Source organism: Ruegeria sp. H3 (assembly GCF_056533095.1).
In genome coordinates, this window is sequence record NZ_JBQFOD010000025.1 from 1 (window position 1) to 22,116 (window position 22,116).

18 protein-coding genes, 1 tRNA gene and 1 pseudogene are annotated in these 22,116 nt (G+C 56.0%); 9 read left to right on the forward strand and 11 right to left on the reverse strand.

The window, feature by feature from the left end; translation table 11 throughout:
* Positions 1–69 precede the first annotated feature (69 nt).
* From ACR0JE_RS19115 to ACR0JE_RS19145, 7 genes and pseudogenes are all read right to left on the reverse strand, one after another.
* A pseudogene (locus tag ACR0JE_RS19115) lies at positions 70–453 on the reverse strand (phage integrase central domain-containing protein); the annotation flags it as partial.
* Positions 454–864: 411 nt separating this feature from the next.
* Positions 865–941: transfer RNA gene (locus ACR0JE_RS19120), tRNA-Met, on the reverse strand.
* Positions 942–1,026: 85 nt separating this feature from the next.
* Positions 1,027–2,001, reverse strand: coding sequence for an alpha/beta fold hydrolase (locus ACR0JE_RS19125; RefSeq protein WP_480865282.1), 975 nt, complete (start codon positions 1,999–2,001; stop codon positions 1,027–1,029).
* 4 nt (positions 2,002–2,005) lie between these two features.
* Positions 2,006–3,475, reverse strand: a complete 1,470-nt coding sequence (locus ACR0JE_RS19130; protein ID WP_480865283.1) for a flavin-containing monooxygenase — start codon at positions 3,473–3,475, stop codon at positions 2,006–2,008.
* Between the two features lie 135 nt (positions 3,476–3,610).
* The gene (locus tag ACR0JE_RS19135) at positions 3,611–3,850 is read right to left on the reverse strand and encodes a hypothetical protein (RefSeq protein WP_480828189.1); all 240 of its coding nucleotides are present in this window, start codon (positions 3,848–3,850) and stop codon (positions 3,611–3,613) included.
* Between the two features lie 29 nt (positions 3,851–3,879).
* The gene (locus ACR0JE_RS19140; protein WP_480865284.1) at positions 3,880–5,034 is read right to left on the reverse strand and encodes an aromatic ring-hydroxylating oxygenase subunit alpha; all 1,155 of its coding nucleotides are present in this window, start codon (positions 5,032–5,034) and stop codon (positions 3,880–3,882) included.
* A 96-nt stretch (positions 5,035–5,130) separates the two neighbouring features.
* Positions 5,131–6,036 carry a LysR substrate-binding domain-containing protein gene (locus ACR0JE_RS19145; RefSeq protein WP_480865285.1) on the reverse strand — a complete coding sequence of 302 codons (906 nt, stop codon included), beginning with the start codon at positions 6,034–6,036 and terminating at the stop codon, positions 5,131–5,133.
* A gap of 463 nt (positions 6,037–6,499) precedes the next feature.
* Here ACR0JE_RS19145 and ACR0JE_RS19150 point away from each other — a divergent pair, with 463 nt between their 5' ends.
* The 4 genes from ACR0JE_RS19150 (at position 6,500) to ACR0JE_RS19165 (ending at position 11,622) form a co-directional block, all read left to right on the forward strand.
* On the forward strand, positions 6,500–8,326 hold the full coding sequence (locus tag ACR0JE_RS19150) for a BCCT family transporter (RefSeq protein ID WP_480545071.1): 1,827 nt from the start codon (positions 6,500–6,502) through the stop codon (positions 8,324–8,326).
* 150 nt (positions 8,327–8,476) lie between these two features.
* Positions 8,477–10,018 (forward strand): trimethylamine methyltransferase family protein, encoded by a 1,542-nt coding sequence (locus ACR0JE_RS19155; RefSeq protein ID WP_480865286.1) that lies wholly within the window; start codon positions 8,477–8,479, stop codon positions 10,016–10,018.
* A 141-nt stretch (positions 10,019–10,159) separates the two neighbouring features.
* Positions 10,160–10,891: an SDR family NAD(P)-dependent oxidoreductase gene (locus tag ACR0JE_RS19160; RefSeq protein ID WP_480865287.1), complete on the forward strand. Its 732-nt coding sequence runs from the start codon at positions 10,160–10,162 to the stop codon at positions 10,889–10,891.
* Complete coding sequence (locus tag ACR0JE_RS19165) at positions 10,888–11,622, forward strand: SDR family NAD(P)-dependent oxidoreductase (RefSeq protein ID WP_480865288.1); 735 nt, start codon at positions 10,888–10,890, stop codon at positions 11,620–11,622. Before ACR0JE_RS19160 ends, ACR0JE_RS19165 begins: the two co-directional genes overlap by 4 nt.
* 4 nt (positions 11,623–11,626) lie before the next feature.
* On the opposite strand, the gene ACR0JE_RS19170 is transcribed toward ACR0JE_RS19165, so the two are convergent.
* The 4 genes from ACR0JE_RS19170 to ACR0JE_RS19185 all read right to left on the reverse strand — a co-directional run bounded on the left by ACR0JE_RS19170 (position 11,627) and on the right by ACR0JE_RS19185 (position 16,099).
* Positions 11,627–12,865 carry an NAD(P)/FAD-dependent oxidoreductase gene (locus ACR0JE_RS19170; protein ID WP_480865289.1) on the reverse strand — a complete coding sequence of 413 codons (1,239 nt, stop codon included), beginning with the start codon at positions 12,863–12,865 and terminating at the stop codon, positions 11,627–11,629.
* A gap of 98 nt (positions 12,866–12,963) precedes the next feature.
* Positions 12,964–14,460, reverse strand: coding sequence for an aldehyde dehydrogenase (locus ACR0JE_RS19175; RefSeq protein WP_480865291.1), 1,497 nt, complete (start codon positions 14,458–14,460; stop codon positions 12,964–12,966).
* 3 nt (positions 14,461–14,463) lie between these two features.
* Positions 14,464–15,381: a dihydrodipicolinate synthase family protein gene (locus ACR0JE_RS19180; RefSeq protein ID WP_480551296.1), complete on the reverse strand. Its 918-nt coding sequence runs from the start codon at positions 15,379–15,381 to the stop codon at positions 14,464–14,466.
* 7 nt (positions 15,382–15,388) lie between these two features.
* Positions 15,389–16,099 (reverse strand): GntR family transcriptional regulator, encoded by a 711-nt coding sequence (locus tag ACR0JE_RS19185; protein ID WP_480545078.1) that lies wholly within the window; start codon positions 16,097–16,099, stop codon positions 15,389–15,391.
* Positions 16,100–16,251: 152 nt separating this feature from the next.
* Between ACR0JE_RS19185 and ACR0JE_RS19190 the strand changes: the two genes are divergently transcribed.
* From ACR0JE_RS19190 to ACR0JE_RS19210, 5 genes are all read left to right on the forward strand, one after another.
* On the forward strand, positions 16,252–17,202 hold the full coding sequence (locus tag ACR0JE_RS19190) for a GlxA family transcriptional regulator (RefSeq protein ID WP_480545079.1): 951 nt from the start codon (positions 16,252–16,254) through the stop codon (positions 17,200–17,202).
* A 390-nt stretch (positions 17,203–17,592) separates the two neighbouring features.
* Positions 17,593–18,570 (forward strand): glycosyltransferase family 2 protein, encoded by a 978-nt coding sequence (locus tag ACR0JE_RS19195; RefSeq protein WP_480828229.1) that lies wholly within the window; start codon positions 17,593–17,595, stop codon positions 18,568–18,570.
* Positions 18,554–20,089, forward strand: coding sequence for a hypothetical protein (locus ACR0JE_RS19200; RefSeq protein WP_480865292.1), 1,536 nt, complete (start codon positions 18,554–18,556; stop codon positions 20,087–20,089). Before ACR0JE_RS19195 ends, ACR0JE_RS19200 begins: the two co-directional genes overlap by 17 nt.
* 7 nt (positions 20,090–20,096) lie before the next feature.
* A complete protein-coding gene (locus tag ACR0JE_RS19205) occupies positions 20,097–20,822 on the forward strand; it encodes a class I SAM-dependent methyltransferase (protein WP_480865293.1) in 726 nt (241 codons plus the stop codon).
* 4 nt (positions 20,823–20,826) lie between these two features.
* Complete coding sequence (locus ACR0JE_RS19210; RefSeq protein ID WP_480865294.1) at positions 20,827–21,720, forward strand: hypothetical protein; 894 nt, start codon at positions 20,827–20,829, stop codon at positions 21,718–21,720.
* The last annotated feature ends 396 nt before the right edge of the window (positions 21,721–22,116 follow it).

The window sequence follows — 22,116 nt, forward strand, 5'->3', positions numbered from 1 at the left end:
ATGACAGATGCCCAAAGGTATTCCTTTCGGCCATCGCTCTAGCAGCTACCGTACTGTTCTGGCTGTAAATCAATGAGTCTGGAGCCTAGGCGCAGTGGCAGCGGAGTGACCCATCCAATTTATCCGGCACAATACATGAAGCAGGCGTAACAGCGTTCTGTTGAACGGGTAAAAACGTCGGAGTCGGTAAGCGCAGGGCTGCGCAGCGGTCATGCCCGTGACCGGGTTGGTTCGAAACAGTCCTATTGCGATGCTAAACGTCAACACCTGACCGATCGTTGCCGTGACCCGTCTGGCGGTGTCGATAGCAACTTTGTCGACGATGCGATTGACTGCCGTTAGCAGGTCAATGACTTCGATCTGGTCTATGAGCATTTGCCCGTTGACTGGCCAGACGTCCTTGGTGATGTGATTGGTGAAGCGGTTTTTTGTAGCCCGCACAACTGCGGGTCTTGTTGACGAGAAAAGCCTGCGTCATATCCATAAAGGCCGCCTCGCTTATCACCTCGGCGTGGGTCTAATCCTTGTGACTTTCGATAGTCGGGTTCTTTCCCTCTGCGGTGATGCCGTGCGCAGCCAACGACTTTTCGCGCCCGAAGTTTCCAATGCGTTGCCCCGTTGGGTTTGACTACCAGCACCAGCCAGCGCCCACCTTAAAACTTTTTGACCCTGTCGGCAGACTTTTCTTTCCTGATGTTCAGTATCGTGAGTTTTATGGTTACACCCAAATCAAACCCCGTTTTGACCCCCACATTGCATGGATTTGTCTCTATGGGTTTTGTACGGGCAACACAGTAGGATGCAGCTAAGTTACCGCAATTGAATGGCTTTGTGGACGCCTCTGGGCAGGTCTGGATGAGGTTGTGGTAGCGGAGGAGGGACTTGAACCCCCGACACGCGGATTATGATTCCGCTGCTCTAACCAACTGAGCTACTCCGCCATGAGTGAGAGGCGATGTAAGCGAGCCGTTGGAGAGGGTCAAGGGGGAAATGGTCGGTTCGAGAGGGAATTTTTCTGATCTAACCTCAACCGACATCAGTTGATGTATTGTCCGCCTGCGCAGCATTCTGGATCACCTTGCGTATGAAATCGGCGCATGTTTCTGGCACGGTGATGGGTGTCATATGACCCAGGCCGTCAACCTCTTGATATGTCAATCCGAACTGCTGCATTTGCGGCCCATGCATTGCAGGGGACAGGATCGTATCCTGTGAACCGTACAAAACACCTCCGGGTGTTTTCAGCTCGGGATAGCGCGCGCTTTGGGCTGCGATGCTGTCATCTACCCCGACAAGATCCTGAGATGCGGTGATAAAGGCTGATGGGCGTAAGCCAAGCGCACCGCCAGCGCGTTCCAGGAAATCATCAGGGGCTGTTTCGGGGTCAAAGGCCACCTGCAAGACATGGGGTGCGGTCTTGGACGCAATGGGAACAGCCAAGGTGTTTCCGATCAGGCGGCGTATCCAGGCCGTGCGGATTTCGAGGGACTTAAACACCTCTGGCGGCTTTGGCATTTGATGGGTCAAGGGCGCAAGCAAGGCCAGGCTAGACACGCGGTCTGGGTAGTCCAGAGCGATGGCAAGTGAGACCGCTCCGCCCAGTGAATGCCCGACCATTACGGCGTCCGTGACGCCCTTGGCATCGAGGAATTCGGTGATCATGCGGGCTTGTTCCGGCAAACGGCCCATCTCGGCCGTGTCGCGGGTGGAATATCCACAACCTGATCGATCCAAGGCGATCACGTGATACTCATCCGCAAGCTCATCCATCAGCCCATAGGTGAAGTGCTGCAATTGCCCGGCCAGTCCGTGGATCATTACAATCGTTTGTGCGTTGGGGTCACCTTTTTCGACGTAGTGAATACTACCGCCCGAAACCGGGATGATCTGGCCCAATTGAGGAACGGTCTGAAGGCCAACCTTGGTCAGATGCCGCGTCCAGAGGTGCATGCCCAAAAGAAAGACCACGAGAAGCGCCAGCAAGCTTAGAACAATTGTCATCTCATCAGTCTCCTTTTGCGTCGGGCAAGGGCATATAGTGTTCGATGCCTGCGGCGGCCATGCGTTTCTGGAACTCAGCAGCGGTTCCGGGCCACAGGGCCGTATTGTGGCCTTTGGCATCCTGATACCACGATGTGCAACCACCGTCTTGCCAAACAGCGTCTGCGTGCCGATCCTGCATTTCCTTTGTAAATGCGGCCTGCTTTTCCGCATGCGGGTTGATTGTGCGAAGGCCTTGATCCGACATCGACGTAAGCACTTCGCCGATATGGCGCACCTGCGCCTCGATCATCAAAATGACCGAGTTGTGGGCCAGTGTTGTATGCGGTCCTAAAAGTATGAAAAAGTTCGGGAACCCGGCGACTGCAGTGCCCAGGTGGGCTTGCATCCCGTCTAACCAGGCGTCGCGCAGCGTCAGATCGTCTGCGCCTGTAATGTCCAGACGTTCCGCAATATCGGTTACGTGAAAACCGGTCCCCCAGACCAAGACATCGGCCTTTACTTTTGTCCCATCGCTGGCTGTGATCGTATCACCCTCAATCGCCGCCACGCCCGATGGGATGACATCGACATTGTCGCGCATCAGGGCTGGGTACCACTCATTCGAGCTGAGGATCCGTTTGCATCCGATTTGGTAGTTCGGTGTCAGCTTCTCCCGCTCTGCCGGGTCCGAAACTGCGGAATACAACGCTTTGTGCCAAAGATGCATGGCGTATTTCACCATCAGCTTCTCGCGCCGGAACACGCGGTGGCGGAATTCGAAATAGGCAAAGATCAGGTTTCGCCTTATCCGCGCCAGCACAGGAACCCGCCGATACAGCCGTCTGACCCATGGCGCGACCGATCCATCCATGCGCGGCAGCACGTAGGGGGCGCTGCGTTGGAAGACAGTTACCCGCTTCGCGATTTTGGCGATTTCCGGGACAAACTGGATAGCTGAAGCGCCGGTGCCAACAACAGCTATATTCGCTCCGGTCAGATCAACATCGTGATCCCACTGGGCGGAATGAAAGCTGGGTCCTGTAAAACTGTCGGCGCCTGGAATTTTGGGGGTTTTGGGAATGTGCAACGCCCCGATGGCCGAAACCAGAAACTGAGCGGTCCAGCGTTGTCCGTCATCGGTTTCAACGTACCAATGATCGCTGCGCCATTCGGCGGATTTCAGGCGATGGTTGAATTGGCAGAGGTGATACAGGTTTTCTTTTTGCGCAATGTCTCGAAGATAAGCCTGTATTTCGGCCCCGCCTGCGTAAACCTGACTCCAGTCCGGGTTGGGATGAGATGCCATGCTGTAAAGGTGCGAAGGCACATCGCAGGCAACTCCGGGATATGTGTTTTCTCGCCATGTCCCACCGATATCATCGGCCTTTTCCAGAATGGTGATGTCTCGGATGCCCAGTTTGCGCGCCTCAAGCGCCATGGTCATCCCGGCGATGCCTGCGCCTATGATCAACATATCCGTTTTTTGATCCAAGCCTTCGCCCCTTAGCACAACCATATGGAGATCATCCCAGCATAGATAAGGATGCTGAGGTAAGAAGCAAGCTGTCGTTTGTTCGGGTCAAAACGCCGGGCGCATCTCAAAATGCGGCGGGCGGCATTGCGGAGATCAGAGCTTTAGGCGATCAGCCCGACCATGGCGCACCAGACGCTGATTGAGACCGTCGGCCTCGGGCGCGCCATGCTCGAGCGCGAAAACAAAGGCATGGGTCAGGAAAAAACAAGCCGCGTCGATGTCGCCTGCGGCTTCGCGCTCATCTGCGGCCATCGTGTAATATGTGACGAGGGCAGCTGGATTATTGCGCGAATGCGCATCCAGCAACAAGTCATCCAGCGTTGCCCTGTCCATTTCTGCTAACTCCACCTGCGATGTCGAGATTATTCGGAGCGTCCGTTCTCGATCTGCGTTGCCACCCAGTGGTGGAAGTTGTGCGTTGGGCCATCCATCGCTGGCGAGAACCGGCCGCCATCAAACAGCATACCATGTCGCCCTTTTTGCATGCCTTCGACGACAAAAACGTCTTCTTCGAAAACGGTTTTCCATAGTTGTGCATTCGAGGCGCGCAGCCCGTCATGTTCGGGTGTATCAGCCTCGCTTTTGGCATAGTAGAGCTCGATATGCTCAACCGTATTGCCCTGATCGACAGGTTCCAGGATGATTGCAAAGCTGTGATCGCGCTGAACGCCCAGCAAGACGTTCGGGTATAGAGCGATGTATTCCGCGCCTTCATCCCATTTGTCGCTGAGGCCCGGAAAATCAGGCATTGTTGCGCCATCCTGATCGGTCAACTGCCGATAGACCAACGTGCCCTGACCCGAATAATGCCCGCGCTTTTCGATGTTGTAGTGATCTTCCAGCCGGGAATAGCTGTTGAGCCCCGGATGGACCCACGGCAGGTGATAGCTTTCGCAATAGTTTTCAACCGCCAGCTTCCAGTTGGTTTTGACCTCAAGTTTCAACGAGGATTCATCGCCGCCATGAAACAGGGGAGTTTCGAATTCTCTCCAGCGTTCCAGCAATTCTCCATGCGCATCCTCAAAGGCCGGGGCATTGCCGTCGACATTCACAAAGATCACATCGCGCCACACATGCGAACGGATACGCACCAGCCCAAGGTCTTCGTTTTTGACATCTTCATGTTTGTTCTGACCAGGGCCGCCGACATGGGGTGTCGCACGCAGCTCGCCTTTCAGGCTGTAACACCAGCTGTGATAGGGGCAGCGAATGGCGCCGCCGATTTTCTTGGGTGCATCCACAAGGATCATCCCGCGGTGGCGGCAGGTGTTTTGAAACACGCCAATCTCGCCATCACGGTCACGGACGATCAGCAGGGGCATGCCCAGAAAATCCACCGGTTTTGCATCACCGGGTTCTGGGACGTCTTTGCCAAATCCAATGCCGGACCAGTTTGCATAAAGAACCGATTGTCGCTCCTCGGCGAAAACGCCGGGGTCGACATAGTGTTCGTTTGGCAGGCCGTTGGCGGTGTTCACATCGGCCAGAACCGACGAAAGCGGGCTATGTTTGTTCATCAGGCTCTCCTGCGGCTGGATTGCATTGCAAAACCTATTGGCGGACAGAATGGGTTTTCATCAATATCAGAAAACCTCATCACAGGTTGAGTTGAATTAAACCGTCCCTTCGCGCACCTCTTGAATGATCCAATCTTTGAGCGCTCGGGCGTTGTCGGACAGCTCATCATCTGGCCGACCGACAAGGTAAAACTGGTTGGGTGCCGTCAGATAATGTGAGCCGATGGGAACCAGTTTGCCTGACTGCAACATGGGCTGAATCAACCGCTGCCACCCCAGTACCAGACCAGCCCCTTTACGGGCCAGTTGCAAAGCGACCGAATAGCTGTTGACCCGCGCCTCGGATGTCAGTCGTTCCTCATAACCCAGTTCGCGGAACCAATCTGGCCATGTGGTCCAGCTGTTGTCTTCGGAATCAAGATGTATCAGGCGTTGGGCTGCAATATCCTTTAACCCTGTTCGGTTCAGGCGCTCGGCCAGCTCCGGGCTGCCGACCGGGATCAGGTTGTCACGATATAGCGGGGTGTGGTCCAGGCTGGGATCGCTGTCGCGCCCGTAGCGGATAAAGAAATCCAGGTCAGGACGATCCCGAAAAGGCCGGTCCTGCGAGATCTGGTCAACGCTGATCTCGGGCGCGTCTCGCCAGAACCTGATCACCGATGGGGACAGCCAAAGGGCTGCAACGGCAGTGGTTGAGCCCACGGTCACTTTTCCGCCAAGCGAGCGATCCCGTATGGTAGACAGGGTCTTTGAGATACGGGCGAATGAGGTCGACAGCGCCTCGTACAATGCTTTGCCGTCATCGGTCAGATCAACGCTGCGGTGTTTGCGCTGGAACAGCGGTGCCTCCAGATACCCTTCGAGTGCTTTGATCTGATGGCTGACCGCTCCTGGCGTCACCGAAAGCTCTTCGGCGGCGTTTTTAAAGCTGAGGTGGCGCGCCGCGGCTTCGAAAGCAGCAAGGGTGGTCAGAGGCGGCAGTTTATAGTGGCGTCGGGACATCAGGACCTGGCTGATTACGGATTAGTCTTGTTCGCGTGACTATGAAAATTTTTGCCATTGAAAGAAAGCAATTGATGCATCGAGAATGCTGCAAATTGCCGGAGCTACGATCCATGGGTCGTCTAAACCTGTAAAAAGGTCGGTTTTGGTGCGACAATTTAGCAAGGGGCGCTTTAGGCAAAAAGAAGAACTTGGATCACATTCGGCAGAGAACACGAAACACACTCGCCGAAACTGTGGGCCGCTTCACCAACGACCTGAAAATGCGGGTCTGAATTGTCGCTATCGCGAATCAAGGAACGGTGAAGCCTCGTGGGCGTATTCCAAGAAAACAAGAACTGTAGGCGCGTCTGAACACACGGCTTGGGAAGCAGTAAGCAAACGATAACTTGAAGAATAATGAGAGGGCATCGCTCCTGCGGCAGCTCTCCGTCCCCTCGGATCGACAACACGGAGGAGAGATATGTCGGTACCTGAACCATTCACGGATCTTGAGATAGAAACGGCTGATGCCGGTTTCTATGAAAATTACAGCGTGCCGATTGCGCTGATCAGTAAGGGCATCATGGTGGCTCTTGTGCTGTGGGCGCTGGTTTTCCCCGCGAATGCCAACAGCACGTTGGGCAGCTGGAACGGCCGCTTGCTGGAAAGCTTCAATAGTTTTTATGTGATTATTGTTGGCCTGTTCTTCTTCTTTCTGGCGATCGTCGCCATTATTCCTTCAACCGGTAAGCGGATCATGGGTACACCGGGTGAAAAGCCCGAGTTCTCGAACTTCTCATGGTTTTCGATGATGTTCGGCGCCGGTTTGGGCGTCGGGCTGATGGTCTTTGCAACGGCTGAACCGCTGGGTCTGTGGGGTTCGAACCCCGTTGTTGTCTCGGGCGCGGTCGAGGGTAACAGCCCCGAAGCCTTGCAGTCGGCTTATCGCTTTACCTACCTGCATTATGGTTTCCATGCCTGGGCCATTTACGTGGTGACCGGCCTGTCGCTGGCTTACTACGCCTATACCCGCAACATGCCACTGACCATCCGGTCGGCGCTGACACCCTTGTTCGGTCGCCTGATGAACGGGTTCCTGGGTCATGTGGTCGACGTTCTGGGTGTTGTGGCGACAATCCTCGGCGTCTCGGTGACGATTGGATATGGCGTCAGCCAATTCATCGATGGTGTATACGCGATCACCGGTATGCAATGGGTGATGGACCTGGGTGGCGAAGTCCCGACGCCAAGCAAAGTGGGTCTGATCTCGGGTCTGCTGGTCATCATGAGCCTGTCGATCATCTCGGCGGTTTCAGGTGTTGGGCGCGGGGTTAAGTACCTGTCGAACCTCAACCTGGTTCTGTCGATCATCCTGTTGGGAACATTCGTAGTGTTTGGGTCGTTCGTCTTCGCGATGACCACCTATGGTACAGCGATGGTGGACTACATCCTTCACTTCCTGTCACTGAGCTTTAGCGCCTATGGTCCAATGTCTGCGGATGCCTTCGCCGCTGGTCTGCCGGAAGCGGCACAGCCGATGGCTGGTGATCTGATGGCAGGCGCGACCAATGCCTGGGGCAGCTTTGATGGCTTCAAGGATGGCCTGACAGGTGCAGCCGCCGAGCTGGATGCCGAGACGCTGGCTGCAGTCTACGCAGCTGGTGAACAGGGCCGCCAGTTCGGATGGCAGGCCGGTTGGACCACGTTCTACTGGGCCTGGTGGATCGCGTTCTCGCCCTTCGTGGGCCTGTTCCTGGCGCGTATCTCCAAGGGTCGTTCGGTGCGTGAGTTCATCTTGGGCTGTGTCTTCGCACCAGCGCTGGTGTGCTTTGCATGGATGACCGTTCTGGGTGGCACTGCGATTGATCTGGAACTGGCAGGCGCTGCTGAAGGTGCGATCATTGGTGCATCGAACACCAACAAGCTGTTTGTGACGCTGTCCTACATGATCGATGGTGGGCTGCTGTCCATGCTGAATGTCATGTGCGTGATCCTGATCATGACCTTCCTGGTAACCTCGGCGGACTCGGGCATTCTGGTGATGAACACCATCATGTCGGGTGGCAGCCAGGAAACCGGGATCAAGCATCGTATCATCTGGGGTGTCATCCTGACGGCCGTAATCGGTGCGCTGATCCTGGCCGCAGGTGACAACAATCCGATGGACGCTTTGCGCAATGCTATGATCATCGGCGCGCTTCCGTTCACGATGGTGATGGGGCTGATGTGCATCTCGCTGGCCAAGGCACTGTTCCGCGACGGTCAACGCGACAAACACGAAGCCACAAACGCGCAGGCCGCTGAATAAGCTTCAAGCCTGAATATACAAAACCAGAACGCCGCCCCCTTGGGCGGCGTTTTTCGTGTCGCTTCCTGCAATCACATATCGCAATCAGAGAGGTAATCCCCGATTGATCCCGCCAAAGTAAGCGGGAAGAAGGAGGATTGCCCCGTGAACATGCGTACTACGACACGCGCCGGTGGGCGCTCGGCACGCCGCGCCATACGTACCGCTCCAAACTTCGAGATGCTGCCAGGACTGACCCGCGGCATCCCTCTGTGCGAAGTGATGGACGGAAGCCAAGTTGAGCGCATCGACGGCGCATCGATGGATATCCTTGAAAACGTAGGCGTGCAGTTCCGCGACCCAATCGCCCTGGAAGACTGGAAGCGGGCAGGGGCCAAAGTCGAAGGTGAGTTGGTCTATTTGGATCGTGGCCTGGTGCGCGAGTTGATCGCAACCATCCCGTCGGATTTCACATATCAAGCGCGTGATCCGCAAAAAAACGTGCGGCTGGGGGGAAGGCACTCGATCTTTGTGCCAATGACCGGTGCACCGTTCCTGCGCGATCTGGACGATGTGCGCAGGAATCCAACACTGGACGATTTGGCAATGTTTCACAAACTCAGCCACATGATGCCGGCGCTGCATTCCTCGGCGCATCACATCGTCGAACCGTATGATCACCCGATCAGCCAACGGCATCTGCGTATCACCTATTCGTCGATGAAACATTCGGACAAGACGTTCATGGGCATGACGACCAGCCCCAAGAATGCCGAGGACGTGATGGACATGTGCGCGATCCTGTTTGGCGAGGATTTCCTTGAGGATCACCCAGTCACCACCGGCAATTGCAACGGCAATTCGCCGTTGGTCTGGGATGAGACGATGCTGGGGGCAATGCGGGCCTTCTGTCGTCGCAATCAGCCGGTTTTGTGCTCTCCGTTCGTTTTGGGCGGGGCTAACACACCTGCCTCCGTTCCCGCGACGGTCGCACAACTGAACGCTGAAGCGCTGAGTGCGCTGGCTTACACGCAAGTGATCCGCAAAGGGGCTCCGGCGATCTATGGCCATTATCTGTCGACCGTGTCCATGAAGTCCGGCGCCCCGATGGCTGGCACGCCGGAAATCAGCCTGATGAACTTCATGATCGGTCAGATGGCGCGATACTACGACGTGCCTTGGCGTACATCGAACACTTTGGGCGGGGCCAAAACCTTTGATGCGCAGGCGGGGTATGAGTCGGCCACAACGCTGAGCGCGGTCATTCATGCGGGCGCGAACTATATCTGGCACAGCGCCGGGTGGAACGAGGCCGGGATGCACTGTTCCGTTGCCAAATTCATCGTCGATGCCGAGCAATGCGCGATGGCCTATCGCATGGCCGAGGGGCCAAAGTGGGGTGATTTTGACGAAGCGCTTGCCGCGGTTCCAGACGTCGGACCCGGCGGGCACTATCTGGGCCATCCGCATACGCAGGACAATTTCCAGACGGCTTTCTTCATGCCTGAGATGTTTGACAACAACTCGATCGAACAATGGGTGGCCGAAGGCGAAGTTGAGATTACAGAACGTGCCCTGAACCACGCGCGTAAGTTGTTGGCCGAGTATCAGGAACCGACGCTGGATATCGCCAAGAATGAAGAGTTGTTGGACTATATCGCACGGCGCGAGCGAGAGATACCGGCAGCGGATGAACTCAATCAAAGCTACTAAGCAATCTCCCCGACCTGGCCCGCCTGCATATAGGCGGGCTCTTTTTCAATCAGCTCATAGCGGTGAATAGAAGGATTGCAGACTCTGGAAAAGACCGGAACAGCCAAAGGTTGAACTCTGCCTGATGCATTGGATGAGAATATGGAACTGAATGGAAAATCGGCGCTTGTAACGGGTGCTGCGGGTGGAATTGGCATGGCCTTGGTGCAGCGTTTGCGCGACGCGGGCGCTCGTATCGCAGTGGCGGATCGAGATGTCGACGGGATCGGTGCCGAAGCGCATTTGCCAGGGGATCTTTTGGACCCTGACTATGCGGACGGTCTGCCAAGTGCGGCGGCTTCGGCTTTGGGCGGTTTGGACATCGTCATCAACAATGCCGGTGTCATTACGCGCGGATCCGTAACCGAGACGACAGACAATGATTGGTCTTTGTCCCTGGGTGTAAATGTCGAGGCCCAGTTTCGCATCTGCCGCGCCGCAATCCCAATCTTGGCCAATGCCGGGGGCGGAGCTATCGTCAACACGGCCTCATGCTGGGGTTTGCGTCCGGGGCCTAATCATGCGGTCTATTGCATGACCAAGGCGGCCATTGCGTCCTTGACCCAATGTATGGGGATGGATCACGCGCACCAGGGCATTCGCATCAATGCGGTTTGTCCGAACGAAGTGAATACGCCCATGCTGCGCTCTGGCTTTGAAAAACGGGGATTTGATCCGGACACAGCGGTGGCGGAACTGGGGCAAACCGTACCATTGGGTCGGATCGCCGAGCCCGAAGACATTGCCGATGTCGTACTGTTCCTTGTGTCAGACGCGTCGCGCTATGTGTGCGGCACGTTGGTCGAAGTGAACGGAGGCAAACCTGTTTCATGACGCGATTTGAAGGTAAAACTGCGCTGGTTACAGGCGGTCGCAGCGGCATTGGCCGTGCTATCGCGATACGGCTGCAACAAGAAGGCGCGCGCGTTTTTACGGCACAACGCGGGGCGGATGATGATTTCGAAGGGATCACCGCAGATTTCACCGATCCCGCCACGCCGCAGCGCGTGATTGACGCGGTCATCGCCAAGGCCGGACGTCTGGATGTTCTGGTCAACAATGCAGGTATGATGCAGGAGGCGTCGGTTGAAGCGATGAGCTTGCAAGACTGGCAGCGCACGCTGTCTGTCAACCTGACGGCACCTTTCATGATGATCAAAGCCGCGCTGCCGCACCTGCGCAGTACGCAAGGTTCCATTGTGAATACCGGATCGATTGAGGGGCTGGGCAGCAACCCCGGTCATGCCGCCTATTGCGCGTCAAAGGCGGGGTTGCATGGCCTGACCCGTGCGGTTGCTGTCGATCATGGGAAGGATGGTATCCGATGCAACGCGATTGCGCCCGGTTGGATCGATACCGATCTGAATCTGGACTATATTGACTCGATGCCTGATCCCGATGCGTTTCGTAGCAACATAGGCGGTATTCATCCGGTCGGTCGCACAGGACAGCCCAAAGAGGTTGCGGCCTTGGTCGCGTTTCTGGCATCGGACGATGCGTCCTTTATCACTGGGCAGGTTTATACGGTGGATGGGGGTAGGATGGCAAAGCTGAGCTTGCCTTGACGGGTTATTCTTTGCCCGAGCGCCACTCTTTCCACTTGAGGTAGCTGTTTGCGCCAATTGACGCGAGGGGTTCCGGCGGTAGGCGTGGGGGCGTGGGCTGTGCGGTGAAATGATCGGCGATTTCGGATTTGCCCTGCAGGATGAGTTCTGCCACGCCCATGCCTTGTAGCGTCCCGCGTGCGATGCCCAGTCCGTTCTGACAGCAGGCCGAATAGACACCACTTTCAAGCTCCCCAAACGCAGCGGATCCGTTCCGGCTGAGGCACAACATCCCGGCCCAACGATGCTCCATCTTCAGATCGGGTAGGTGTGGGAACCGTTCGCGGAACTTACGATCATGCACGCAGCCAGCCTTGCTTAGCCGCGCCTCAGATGTCTCAAGATCAGGATGAAAGCTAGAGGATGTGCGGACCAAAATACGGTCGCCATAGCTGCCTGAAACGCGCCTGACCGATGTACCCATTGGGTTCGCAGGTGTAACAGACCAGCGTGATTGTCCGCCGAGCGTTTTGATCTGTTCGGGCGTCATCGGTTCCGTCAGTGACGCGTAGAGACAGATATGCATCAGGCGCCGGGCATAGAATCCGAAGCTTTCGAGATGGCCATTATTGGCCAAAATGATGCTGCCGGTGGTGACCTTTGCCTCGGGCGTCTGCACAAGCCACCCATTGCCTTGCCTCTCGAACACCGTGACCGGAGAGCGTTCGAATATCCGCACCTGTTCCGACAACGTTTTAGCCAAAGCACGCACATAGGTTGCCGGTTGGATCATCACCGTTCCCGGTGCATAAAGCGCTGACGTGTAATGCGAGCTGCCGGTGATCTCACTGATCTGCTGGCGATCATACAGCGTATGTGGCTCGCCCAGCTTCTTCAGATGCTCGGCGAACTCCAGGTTGTGGGCGTCACCGCCGGGTGTTGCGGCTGCATTGAACTTGCCGCATGGATCAAAGGCTTCCTGCGGCAGATCGCATTCGGTGGCAACATGGGTCGCAAAGGCGATGGCTTTGCGATTCAGCGCGATGGCAGCGCGATCCGATTCCAACGCATCGCCTGCATAATTATCCGAGGCCAGATCATGCGGCAGATCGATCATGAACCCTGAATTGCGACCAGCGGACCCTTCGGCAATATGCCCGGCCTCAAGCAAGACAACCCTGAGCGACGGGTCGATCTGATGCAGACGCCGCGCCGCGTTGAGCCCCGCGAAGCCACCACCGACGATGGTGACATCAGCGCTCAAGTCCTCGCTGAGCGCTGGCAAAGCCTTCCTAGGGGGCAGAATAGCGTTCCACCCGGCCGGACCTGTTTGCCGAGGAAGCCGTTTGGCCTCGAACCGCGTCAATCCACGGCCTCGTCCGCATCATCAGCCAGATCAATCCAGATGGTCTTAAGCTGGGTGTACTGATCGTGGGCATGAACCGAGTTGTCGCGCCCACCAAAGCCTGATTGCTTGTAGCCACCAAAGGGCGTTGTGATATCACCCTCGCCGAAGCTGTTCACCGTAACCGTACCCGCACGGATTGCCCGCGCGCCGCGAATGGCGCGTTTGGCGTTGGCTGTGAAGATTGAAGCGCAGAGGCCATAATCCGTGTCATTGGCGATTTTGACGGCTTCGTCGAAGCCGGATACCTCGATCACCGACAAGATGGGGCCAAATATCTCCTCGCGCGCCAGGGTAGCATCGTTTCCGGGAACCTCGACCACTGTAGCCTCGACAAAGCCATCTGCAGCTTTGCCACCGATAACCACATTCTCGGCTTGATCCAAATACCCGCATACCTTGGTGTAGTGCCCTTCGCTGACCAATGCGCCCAACCGTGTTTCCGGGTCCAACGGATCGCCGATATTCCACTGCTTGGCGTGATGCGCGATGCGTTCCAGCAACTCTGCCTTTACATCCTTGTGCACAATCAGCCGCGATGAGGCCGAGCAATTTTCGCCCATGTTCCAGAACGCGCCGTTCACCACATGGGCCGCCACGCGGTCGAGGTTTTCGGCATCCTCCATTACGATCGCGGGGTTTTTGCCTCCCATCTCAAGCACCACCTCTTTGGCGTTGCTTTCGGCGGAATAGGTCAAGAAGCGTTTGCCGGTCACGGTCGAGCCTGTGAAGGACACCATATCGATATCCATATGCCGCCCGATGGGTTCTCCAACCTCTGGGCCACCGCCCGGAACGATGTTCAGAACGCCCCGCGGAAGGCCCGCTTCCATCGCCAGTTCGGCCAGGCGCAGGGCCGTCAGCGTTGTTTCAGTTGCTGGTTTCACTACTACCGAACAGCCTGCTGCCAAAGCAGGTCCGATCTTCCACGCCAGCATAAGCAAAGGGAAGTTCCAAGGCAGTACCAGCCCCACAACCCCAATCGGTTCACGCACCACCATGGCAATGTGGTCATCACTGGCGGGCGAGACCTGATCGTAGATCTTATCAATCGCTTCGGCATGCCATTTCAGGCAATGGATTGACTCGGGAAGGTCCACGGTTTCGCAATCGTAGATGGTCTTGCCGCTATCGATGCTTTCCATCACCGCCAGTTCCCTCGCATTGCGTGTCATTAGTTTGCAGAGCCGGATCAACACATCCTTGCGGTCGGAGGGGTGCAGTTTGGACCAGCGCCCATCGTCAAATGCCTCACGCGCCTTTTCGACGGCAAAGTCCACATCCGCCGCACCGCACGCCGCGATATCGGCCAGCTTGTCGCCGGTGGCAGGGTTCACTGTCTCAAAAGTGTCGCCCGAGATTGCCGGGCGGAATGCACCGTCGATGAAGGCTCCGGTGGGCAGGGTCAGACCTGCAGCGATGGATTTGTATTCGTCCAATGTCAGCAGTTCCATGCCTTAACCCTCCGCTACAATATCTGCGATTTTCTTTTTCAGTACGCGCGTCACCTGTTCCAACGCGCGCTTGTCATCCTTGTTCAGACCTTTCAGAGGCGCCCGCATTGTGCCTGCGTCGATCCCGTTCATGGTCACACCATGCTTGATGGTCTGGATGAACTTGCCGCCCTGTTCCAACACCCGCATCAGTGGCATCATGGCCGACATGATCCGGCGGCCCTTGGTAAAGTTACCTTCGATCACACAGGCCTGATACAGCGCAACATGTTCGACCGGCAGGAAGTTTGATCCGCCGCAGACCCAGAATGGCGCGCCCCAGGCGAAGAATTCCAGCGCCTGATCATCCATGCCGCACCCCAGTTGAATATGCGGGTAATCCCGCGCCAGCAGATGCACCCGGTTGATATCGCCCGAGCTTTCCTTGATGCCACAAAAATTTCGACTGCGCCCAATGCGGTCCAGAAACTCTTCGCCCATCATCGTGCCCGTGCGATGGGGATAGTTGTACAGCATCACGGGCAGGTCAGCCGCCTTGTCAATGGCCAACGCGTTCAGCGCGTTTTCACGGTCGGTCGGAACTGAATAGGGCGGGCTGGCCAGAAGGATGGCATCAGCGCCGATTTCGCGGGCACCCGAGGCCAAGGCGATCGAATCCGCTGTCAGCATCGCGCCAGTGCCGACGACCAAGGGCAAACGGTCCTTCAGCTGTTCATGTGCGAACCGTGCCAATTCTAACCGTTCTTCGACTGTCTGGGCATAGTTCTCACCGGTCGACCCACCCGAGATCAGGCCGTGAACGCCATGTTCGATAAGGTATTCGATCACCTGCGCCAGCGCGTCCCAATTCACGCTGCCATCGTCGTGATAGGGCGTGACCACCGGGGTATAAATCCCCTCAAACTTGAAAATTGGGTTCATTCCGTCCTCATGCAGGTTTCGAAAGAGGGGACAGGCCCAAAGGCACATCCAAGGCGTCGGGCATCACAAACAGTTCGATCTGATCGCGCGACAGGTTCCAGTGTTTTTCGGCGAGCTGCGCAGCCGCCGCCTCATCGTTCGCCTCGATGGCGGCGATGATGGCGTCATGCTGGGTGCTGGCTTCTGACAGATTTTCGGTCATTTTTGCGGTTTGAGGCCGATAGAACGTCATCCCGATCCGTGCGTGATCAATCAGTAATCTGTTGAAGGACGGCAGCAGGTAAACATTGCCCGACATCTCTCCCGTCAGTTCATGAAACCGATTGTTGGCGAGTGCGCGATCCGCTGCCGAACCAGAGCGGAGGGCTGTTTTAAACGCCAACTGAGCAGTTTTTAGGTCTTCGATTTGCGCAAGCGTCGCGTTCCGGGCTGCCAGACGCAGGACCGCGCCATAGATCATTGGGGCCGCCAGAAAGAAATCGCGCAAGGTGGTGTGGGACATCTCGGATACCCGCGCGCTGCGATTGGTGCGCAGGTCCAGATAGCCTTCGCCCCCCAATTGCCTGAACACTTCGCGCAAAGGGGTTCTGGACAGGCCAAACTCATCCGACAGAAGCGCCTCATCCAAGTCCGTGCCCGGCTGAAAGCGCAATGTCAGGATCGAGACTTTCAAATGCTCCATCAAATCGGCTTTCCGAGATTTGGGATCGTCTTTCATCTGACCTCCGAGGTTTCGCAGCATTCGAATCGCGGCTTCGGCGCTCCAGATATGTATGCGAAAAAAATACAACTTGTATACAGTAAAAAATAATGCAGCATGAACCACTGTTATAGTTCCGGCCGGAATCGGCCCTTCGAGTGGAAGCCCCAATGCGTCAGACGCGGCATATCACCTTCATTTTGGTTGAGGAGTTTTCTCACCTTGCGTTTTCATGCGCGGTCGAACCGCTGCGCATTGCCAATTGGGTCAGTGAAGAGCAGCTTTATGATTGGTCTATGATTTCCGAAGACGGTGAGCGCGCGGTTTGTTCAAATGGGCTGGTTACATTGGTTCATGGCGGTTTGGATGACATACCAAAAACAAACCAGCTGTTTGTTCTGTCCGGCATTCACATGCGCAATCACGTTACACGGCCTTTGCTGGCAACGCTTAGGCGTGAGCGCGCACAGGGCACATCCATCGGTGCCTTGTGCTCGGGCGCTTGGGTGCTGGCCAAAGCAGGGTTTCTGGACGGGATGCAGGCTGCGATTCACTGGGAATACCACGATGCCTTTATGGAAGCCTTTCCCGAGGTCAATCTGGTGCGCAGTGTTTTTGTCGCGGATGAGAAGCATATCACCGCCTCGGGCGGCACCGCGACCGCTGATTTGATGTTGCATCTAATCGAACGCGACCACGGGGCTGAGCTGGCCGTCGCGGTGGCCGATCAGATGGTCTACAATGCGGTGCGCAATGCAACCGCAAAGCAACGCGTTTCGCTGCAGTCGCGCAACGGTATGCGCAACTCCCACCTGGCCAGGTCGATAGAGATCATGCGCGACAGTATCGAAACGCCGGTGTCGCCGTCTGAGATTGCGGAGAGGCTGGGAATCTCAACGCGCCAGCTTGAACGTTTGTTCGGAAAATACCTGAACACCTCACCCAAGAAATACCTGATGGAGATGCGGCTGGAGCGTGCACAAAAGCTGCTATTGCAGACCGAAGCCTCGATTACCGAGGTCGCGTTCGCCTGCGGATTTGAAAATCCGGGCCATTTCTCGCGCGTGTACAGGTCAAGCTTTGGTGTGACACCGCATTCTCAGAGAAACAAATTGGATTGATCTTCCCGGCTATGTGGTAGGGTGAGCATAATGGTCGCAAAATGGGGACTCACTATGCCCACCCCCTTGGCCGACCATGAACCCCCTCGTTAAAATCTGACTAGTAAACTGATCGATCGGATAAGGTTGAACTACACAGCGAAACTGGCAGAACTATTACAATATCATGACAGTTTTGGGCGCGATTGTGACACAATGATTAATATGTCGTCCTCTTTGTTAACGTAACCTGTGTTTCGTGGGCTTGGCTAAGGCCCTGGCGTCATCGGCAGTGCAATCAGGTCGCAGTTGGGTTTCGGCTTCTTGGGCCGATGGTGACAACTCAGAGAAAATAGACAACACTCGCCAGGCGATCGCAGAATGTCGTGTCGGGCAGGTAGAGTGAACAAAATGACGCTAAAGGCGCTTCCCAAACTGGTGGTTCAGATTCCGTGTCTGAATGAAGAAGAAACCTTACCTGCCGTCATTCGCGACATCCCGCGCGATATCTCTGGCGTGGGGGTGGTCGAGCTTCAGGTCATTGATGACGGATCAACGGATCGCACCAGTGAGATCTCAAAAGAACTTGGTGTTGAGCATGTTGTTCGCAACCGCGGCAACAAAGGGCTTGCTCGTTCGTTTCAGATAGGGATCGACAACGCCTTGGCCCAGGGGGCGGATATCATCGTTAACACGGATGGTGACAACCAATATTCCGGTGCATCCATCCCTGATCTGATTGCACCCATTCTGGCTGGGAAGGCTGACGTGGTCGTCGGAGATCGGAAGCCCGGCGAAAACCAATCGTTCTCACCCGTTAAGCGGATATTGCAACGGGTTGGCAGCCGCGTTGTTTCGGGCTTTGCGGGGCTAGAGGTGAACGATGCCGTTTCGGGGTTTCGCGCCTATTCGCGCGATGCGGCGTTGCATATCAATGTCATGACCAAATTCAGCTACACAACCGAAACACTTATCCATGCTGGACAGACGGGCTTGAGCGTCGTGACCGTCCCTGTTGAGGTCAATCAGGTCGAACGACCATCGCGTCTGTTCAAGTCCATGCGGTCCTTCATTTCGCGCCAGATGGGGACCATCTTGCGCAGTTACGTCATGTACCGCCCGCTCAAAGCCTTTGCCACCATCGGGCTGGTGCTGCTGCTGATCGGGATCATACCGATCGCGCGGTTCGTCTTTTTCTATCTGATGGGGGATGGCGACGGAAAAGTTCAGTCGCTTGTTCTGGGCGGTGCCTTTGTGGTGATGGGGTACTTCACGATCATTATTGCGATCCTGTCGGAAACGATTGCCACAAACCGGCGCCTGCTCGAAGCGACGTTGCGCCGGGTTCGGGAGTTGGAGCAAAGGGCGGAGCATGCAGATCGTGCATAACGCTTCGCAAACGGGATTTGTGGCATTCTGGGCAAGCAGACCGTTTGCGATAGTCGCCCTTGTTGGCTCAGCCTACCTTGCGGTTTTGTGCTGGTTTGCACAGGGTCTGTACCCTGATCCGTTTTTCGGGGGCGCTATCTACGATGGCTATTATCACGCCATCCTGAACGGGCATTTTGATTTACCGCCCCGGCTCTTGCGGTTCGAAGGCCACTATACACCTGACGCTCAAGGTTATCTTTATCACGGGGCAGGGCCGATGCTTCTGCGCTTTTTGTTCGGTTGGGCCTGGCCGTTCGAGTCGATCCCGATGGCCGGGTTTTCGATCTGGTTTTGGACAGCATTTGGAACCCTAGGTTATCAGGTGGCGCTGAAAGATCTGATTGCTCAAACCGCGACACCGGTACAAAGGAATGCGCAGGGTTGGGCAGTCTTTTTTGCAGCGGCTTTGTGGGTTTGCGGACCTGCGACCCTGCTTGTGGTCAATCAATCGCTCTATCACGAACCTATCGCGCTGGCATATGGCGCGGCGGGTGCCTTTGTGGCGGTTTGGGTGCGCTTTAGTCAGGACAAGCTGCATCCTCTGCTGGCGTTTTCGGTATTGGCTTTGTGTGCAGCTATCACGGTGCATGCCCGCCCGAACCTGGCGATTGGGCTGTATGTGGCTCTGACCGCCCTGTGCGGCTGGCGCGTGATTAAACACGGTGTGCGAATGCTGCTGCCCGCGTTGGTTGCCGGAGCAATTCTGGGGGTCGGGGGGCTGCTCTATCTGGGTTTGAACACCCTCAGATTCGGCGGCGCTGCCGAAGTCCATGGATCGTTCGAGGTAAGCGAAACCCAATATGGTACGGTTTTCTGGGGGATAGAGCCTCAGGACTCCCCACGTGCGCAGGCATTTACCGAACATGGCCGATTTAATGTTGGGCGTATTCCACCGAATGCAGGATTGTATGCGTTTGACCTGCCTGCTCTGGAACTGACGCATCGCCATTCGATGGCGATGTACAACCTATTCCAGCGGGCGACCGAAGATCGTCTAGGGTATATCAGGGTCGAAGGGCCACGTTACGGGCTTTTGTGGCTTTGGTTGATTTGGTTCGGATTCGCGGCCATCGGTTTGACGCAGGTCAGGCGTGTAGACCATCTGGTGCTGGCCGCCGGTTTGTTGGTTGGCGTTCTGGTCACACTATCTTATGGGACGATCACGCTGAGATACCGTTTTGATCTGTGGCCGCTCATCGCGTTCCTGAGCTTTCTGGGGATATCCCGCGTTTTGGCGGGTGTTTCGAACGGTCATCAGCCAGGCATCTTCAAACGACTGGTTTTTGCCGCGGCGCTGATTGGAACGACAGTCACTGCGATGGCCACGTTTCAGTACACCGCTATGTTCCGCGAGATCGAAGGCAGTTTCTTCGCGCCATGGAGCAACGGCTACTGTATTGGTTTGGCCGAAGGCGTAGGGCTGCCGTCCGACCAGATGCCCGTGATCTGCCGGGCACCGACCGATTTGGAGGGTTAAGATCAGGATGCGTTTGCTAAAGTCGATCTATGTTAGCCTGTTGCGCATCTTGGCGGCGCTGGCCCAGGTAACCGGGCTTGCAGGATTTCTGGAGCGGCGGCGTGACAAAGGGCGCGGCTGGCATTGGATGTCCAGCCTGTTCGCAATCTACGATATTGATGCGATGGTCAACCTCGACGTGCCATGGTGGACCTACGACGCTATCGAGCAGGTGGACGCATTCCTGGCTTCCCGTCCGGTTCGCGTTTTAGAATATGGATCGGGCGCCAGTACAGTTTGGCTGGCCCGTCGCGCGGCATCCGTGATCAGCGTTGAACATGACGCGCCTTGGTACAAGGCCGTCACTGCCAAACTGCCTATGATCGAGGGCTTGTGCCCCACCGAGGTCAAACTGGTTGAGGCAAGTAGTGAAGCGCCCGCTGACGCTGTGTATCTTTCAGAAAAAGCCAATGGTTCTCGAGCAAATTTTACGGCCTATGCAAGTGCAATCGATGCCGAAGATGGTGTGTTTGATCTGATCGTCGTGGATGGCCGCGCGCGTCCAGCCTGCTTGAAACATGCAATCCCCAAGCTGGCACCGGATGGGATCATCGTGTTCGACAATTCTCATCGCGCGCGCTACCGCCAATCGATCAAAGATTGCGGGTTGTCCGAAACCAGGTTGCGCGGGCTGGTTCCGACCTTGCCTTATCCAGATCAGACCTCGATCCTGCGCGCCGAACCGGCGGGATAGGCCGATGCCGGTGGCGCATCTGCTCAAGGATAAGGTGCTACGTCGAAGAGTGGTGCGCGGGCTTGGCCTGCTGGTTCTGGCGCTGTCCGTCATTTTCATCGGACGCGAGATTGCACGCAATTGGGACGCGCTGATCAGCTTCGATCCACCCGAGGGGTTCTTAATACGCTGCGCAGTGATGGTTGCTCTATATTCAGCGTTGCTGTTTGTGCTGGCCGAGATGTGGCACCGCATCGTGCAACTATTCGGACCCGAGCCGCGCCGCCGGACGTATCGGTCATTCACTCTCTCTCAAATCGCGCGATACGTACCCGGCAATGTTGTCCACCTTTTGGGACGCGCTGTTTTGCTGCGCGGCGGGACGCTGTGCGACAAGCAGTTGGCCATGGCAACCTTGGTGGAACTGATTTGCTTACCCGTTGCCGCTTTGGTGATCTTGGTAACTGGTGTTTGGTTCGTGCCTTTTGACATTCTACCGTTCGACGCCGTTGGCCCTGTCTGGCCTATGCTTACGATTTCAATCGCTGTTCTGCTGATCCTGGTACTAGGTTTTTTTGCCATCAAGCAGAGCCTCACACTCTCTGCTTTGCTCTTGATTTCGTTTCTTGCGATCGCATTTCTTCTGGGTATGAGCTCCGTCGCCGCCTGGGTCCTGAGCGCAATCGACGATGTCCCAATAGGTGTCGCGGCGCTTGCCGCTGTTGTCTCTTGGCTGATTGGGTACGCGACGCCTGGTGCGCCAGGCGGTTTAGGCCCTCGCGATGCCGCGTTCATCGCAATTTTAAGTGGCGCTACGACACCCGGTTCAGCCCTGATCGCTGCGGCTGTTTTCCGGCTGATTACCGTCGCTGGGGACGTTGTGTGCTTTGCGATAGGGGTTGCCTTTTTTAGGCGTTAGCGCGGGTATGCGGATAACCCGTGTCGAATTACCCTCCGTTTTGCCTATCGAAGGCATGAAGAGGTGAGATTGGGCTATTTGGCAGGTACCAAGACACGTGGAGTAGAGAACTATCGCATGTAAGTTATCAAGCAAACGAGGGCAAAACCGGTCAAATGCACCGATTTCGAGTCTTCTGAACTATCGTGGATTCTGATGGTGCTGCTGGAGAGAATTGAAATCTCCAAATTTTTTAGAATAATTCGCACAAATTCTTGTTTTTAAATAATAATAATTTTCTTGTGTTAGTTGTGCTTATCGCAAGGCCTAGGTTCTGGACCCATTAATTTGGTTGCCGTCATCTCGGCTGCGTGATTCAAACCCCTGAGTTTCAGGGGTATAACATGAGTAATCTAT

Coding starts and splice junctions, on each gene's coding strand:
- ACR0JE_RS19180 (WP_480551296.1), bottom strand. CDS start 15,381: ATGAACCCAATTTTCAAGTTTGAGGGGATTTATACCCCGGTGGTCACG.
- ACR0JE_RS19150 (WP_480545071.1), top strand. CDS start 6,500: ATGTCGGTACCTGAACCATTCACGGATCTTGAGATAGAAACGGCTGAT.
- ACR0JE_RS19165 (WP_480865288.1), top strand. CDS start 10,888: ATGACGCGATTTGAAGGTAAAACTGCGCTGGTTACAGGCGGTCGCAGC.
- ACR0JE_RS19145 (WP_480865285.1), bottom strand. CDS start 6,036: ATGTCCCGACGCCACTATAAACTGCCGCCTCTGACCACCCTTGCTGCT.
- ACR0JE_RS19125 (WP_480865282.1), bottom strand. CDS start 2,001: ATGACAATTGTTCTAAGCTTGCTGGCGCTTCTCGTGGTCTTTCTTTTG.
- ACR0JE_RS19185 (WP_480545078.1), bottom strand. CDS start 16,099: ATGAAAGACGATCCCAAATCTCGGAAAGCCGATTTGATGGAGCATTTG.
- ACR0JE_RS19205 (WP_480865293.1), top strand. CDS start 20,097: ATGCGTTTGCTAAAGTCGATCTATGTTAGCCTGTTGCGCATCTTGGCG.
- ACR0JE_RS19200 (WP_480865292.1), top strand. CDS start 18,554: ATGCAGATCGTGCATAACGCTTCGCAAACGGGATTTGTGGCATTCTGG.
- ACR0JE_RS19175 (WP_480865291.1), bottom strand. CDS start 14,460: ATGGAACTGCTGACATTGGACGAATACAAATCCATCGCTGCAGGTCTG.
- ACR0JE_RS19140 (WP_480865284.1), bottom strand. CDS start 5,034: ATGAACAAACATAGCCCGCTTTCGTCGGTTCTGGCCGATGTGAACACC.
- ACR0JE_RS19190 (WP_480545079.1), top strand. CDS start 16,252: ATGCGTCAGACGCGGCATATCACCTTCATTTTGGTTGAGGAGTTTTCT.
- ACR0JE_RS19160 (WP_480865287.1), top strand. CDS start 10,160: ATGGAACTGAATGGAAAATCGGCGCTTGTAACGGGTGCTGCGGGTGGA.
- ACR0JE_RS19155 (WP_480865286.1), top strand. CDS start 8,477: ATGCGTACTACGACACGCGCCGGTGGGCGCTCGGCACGCCGCGCCATA.
- ACR0JE_RS19195 (WP_480828229.1), top strand. CDS start 17,593: ATGACGCTAAAGGCGCTTCCCAAACTGGTGGTTCAGATTCCGTGTCTG.
- ACR0JE_RS19135 (WP_480828189.1), bottom strand. CDS start 3,850: ATGGACAGGGCAACGCTGGATGACTTGTTGCTGGATGCGCATTCGCGC.
- ACR0JE_RS19210 (WP_480865294.1), top strand. CDS start 20,827: ATGCCGGTGGCGCATCTGCTCAAGGATAAGGTGCTACGTCGAAGAGTG.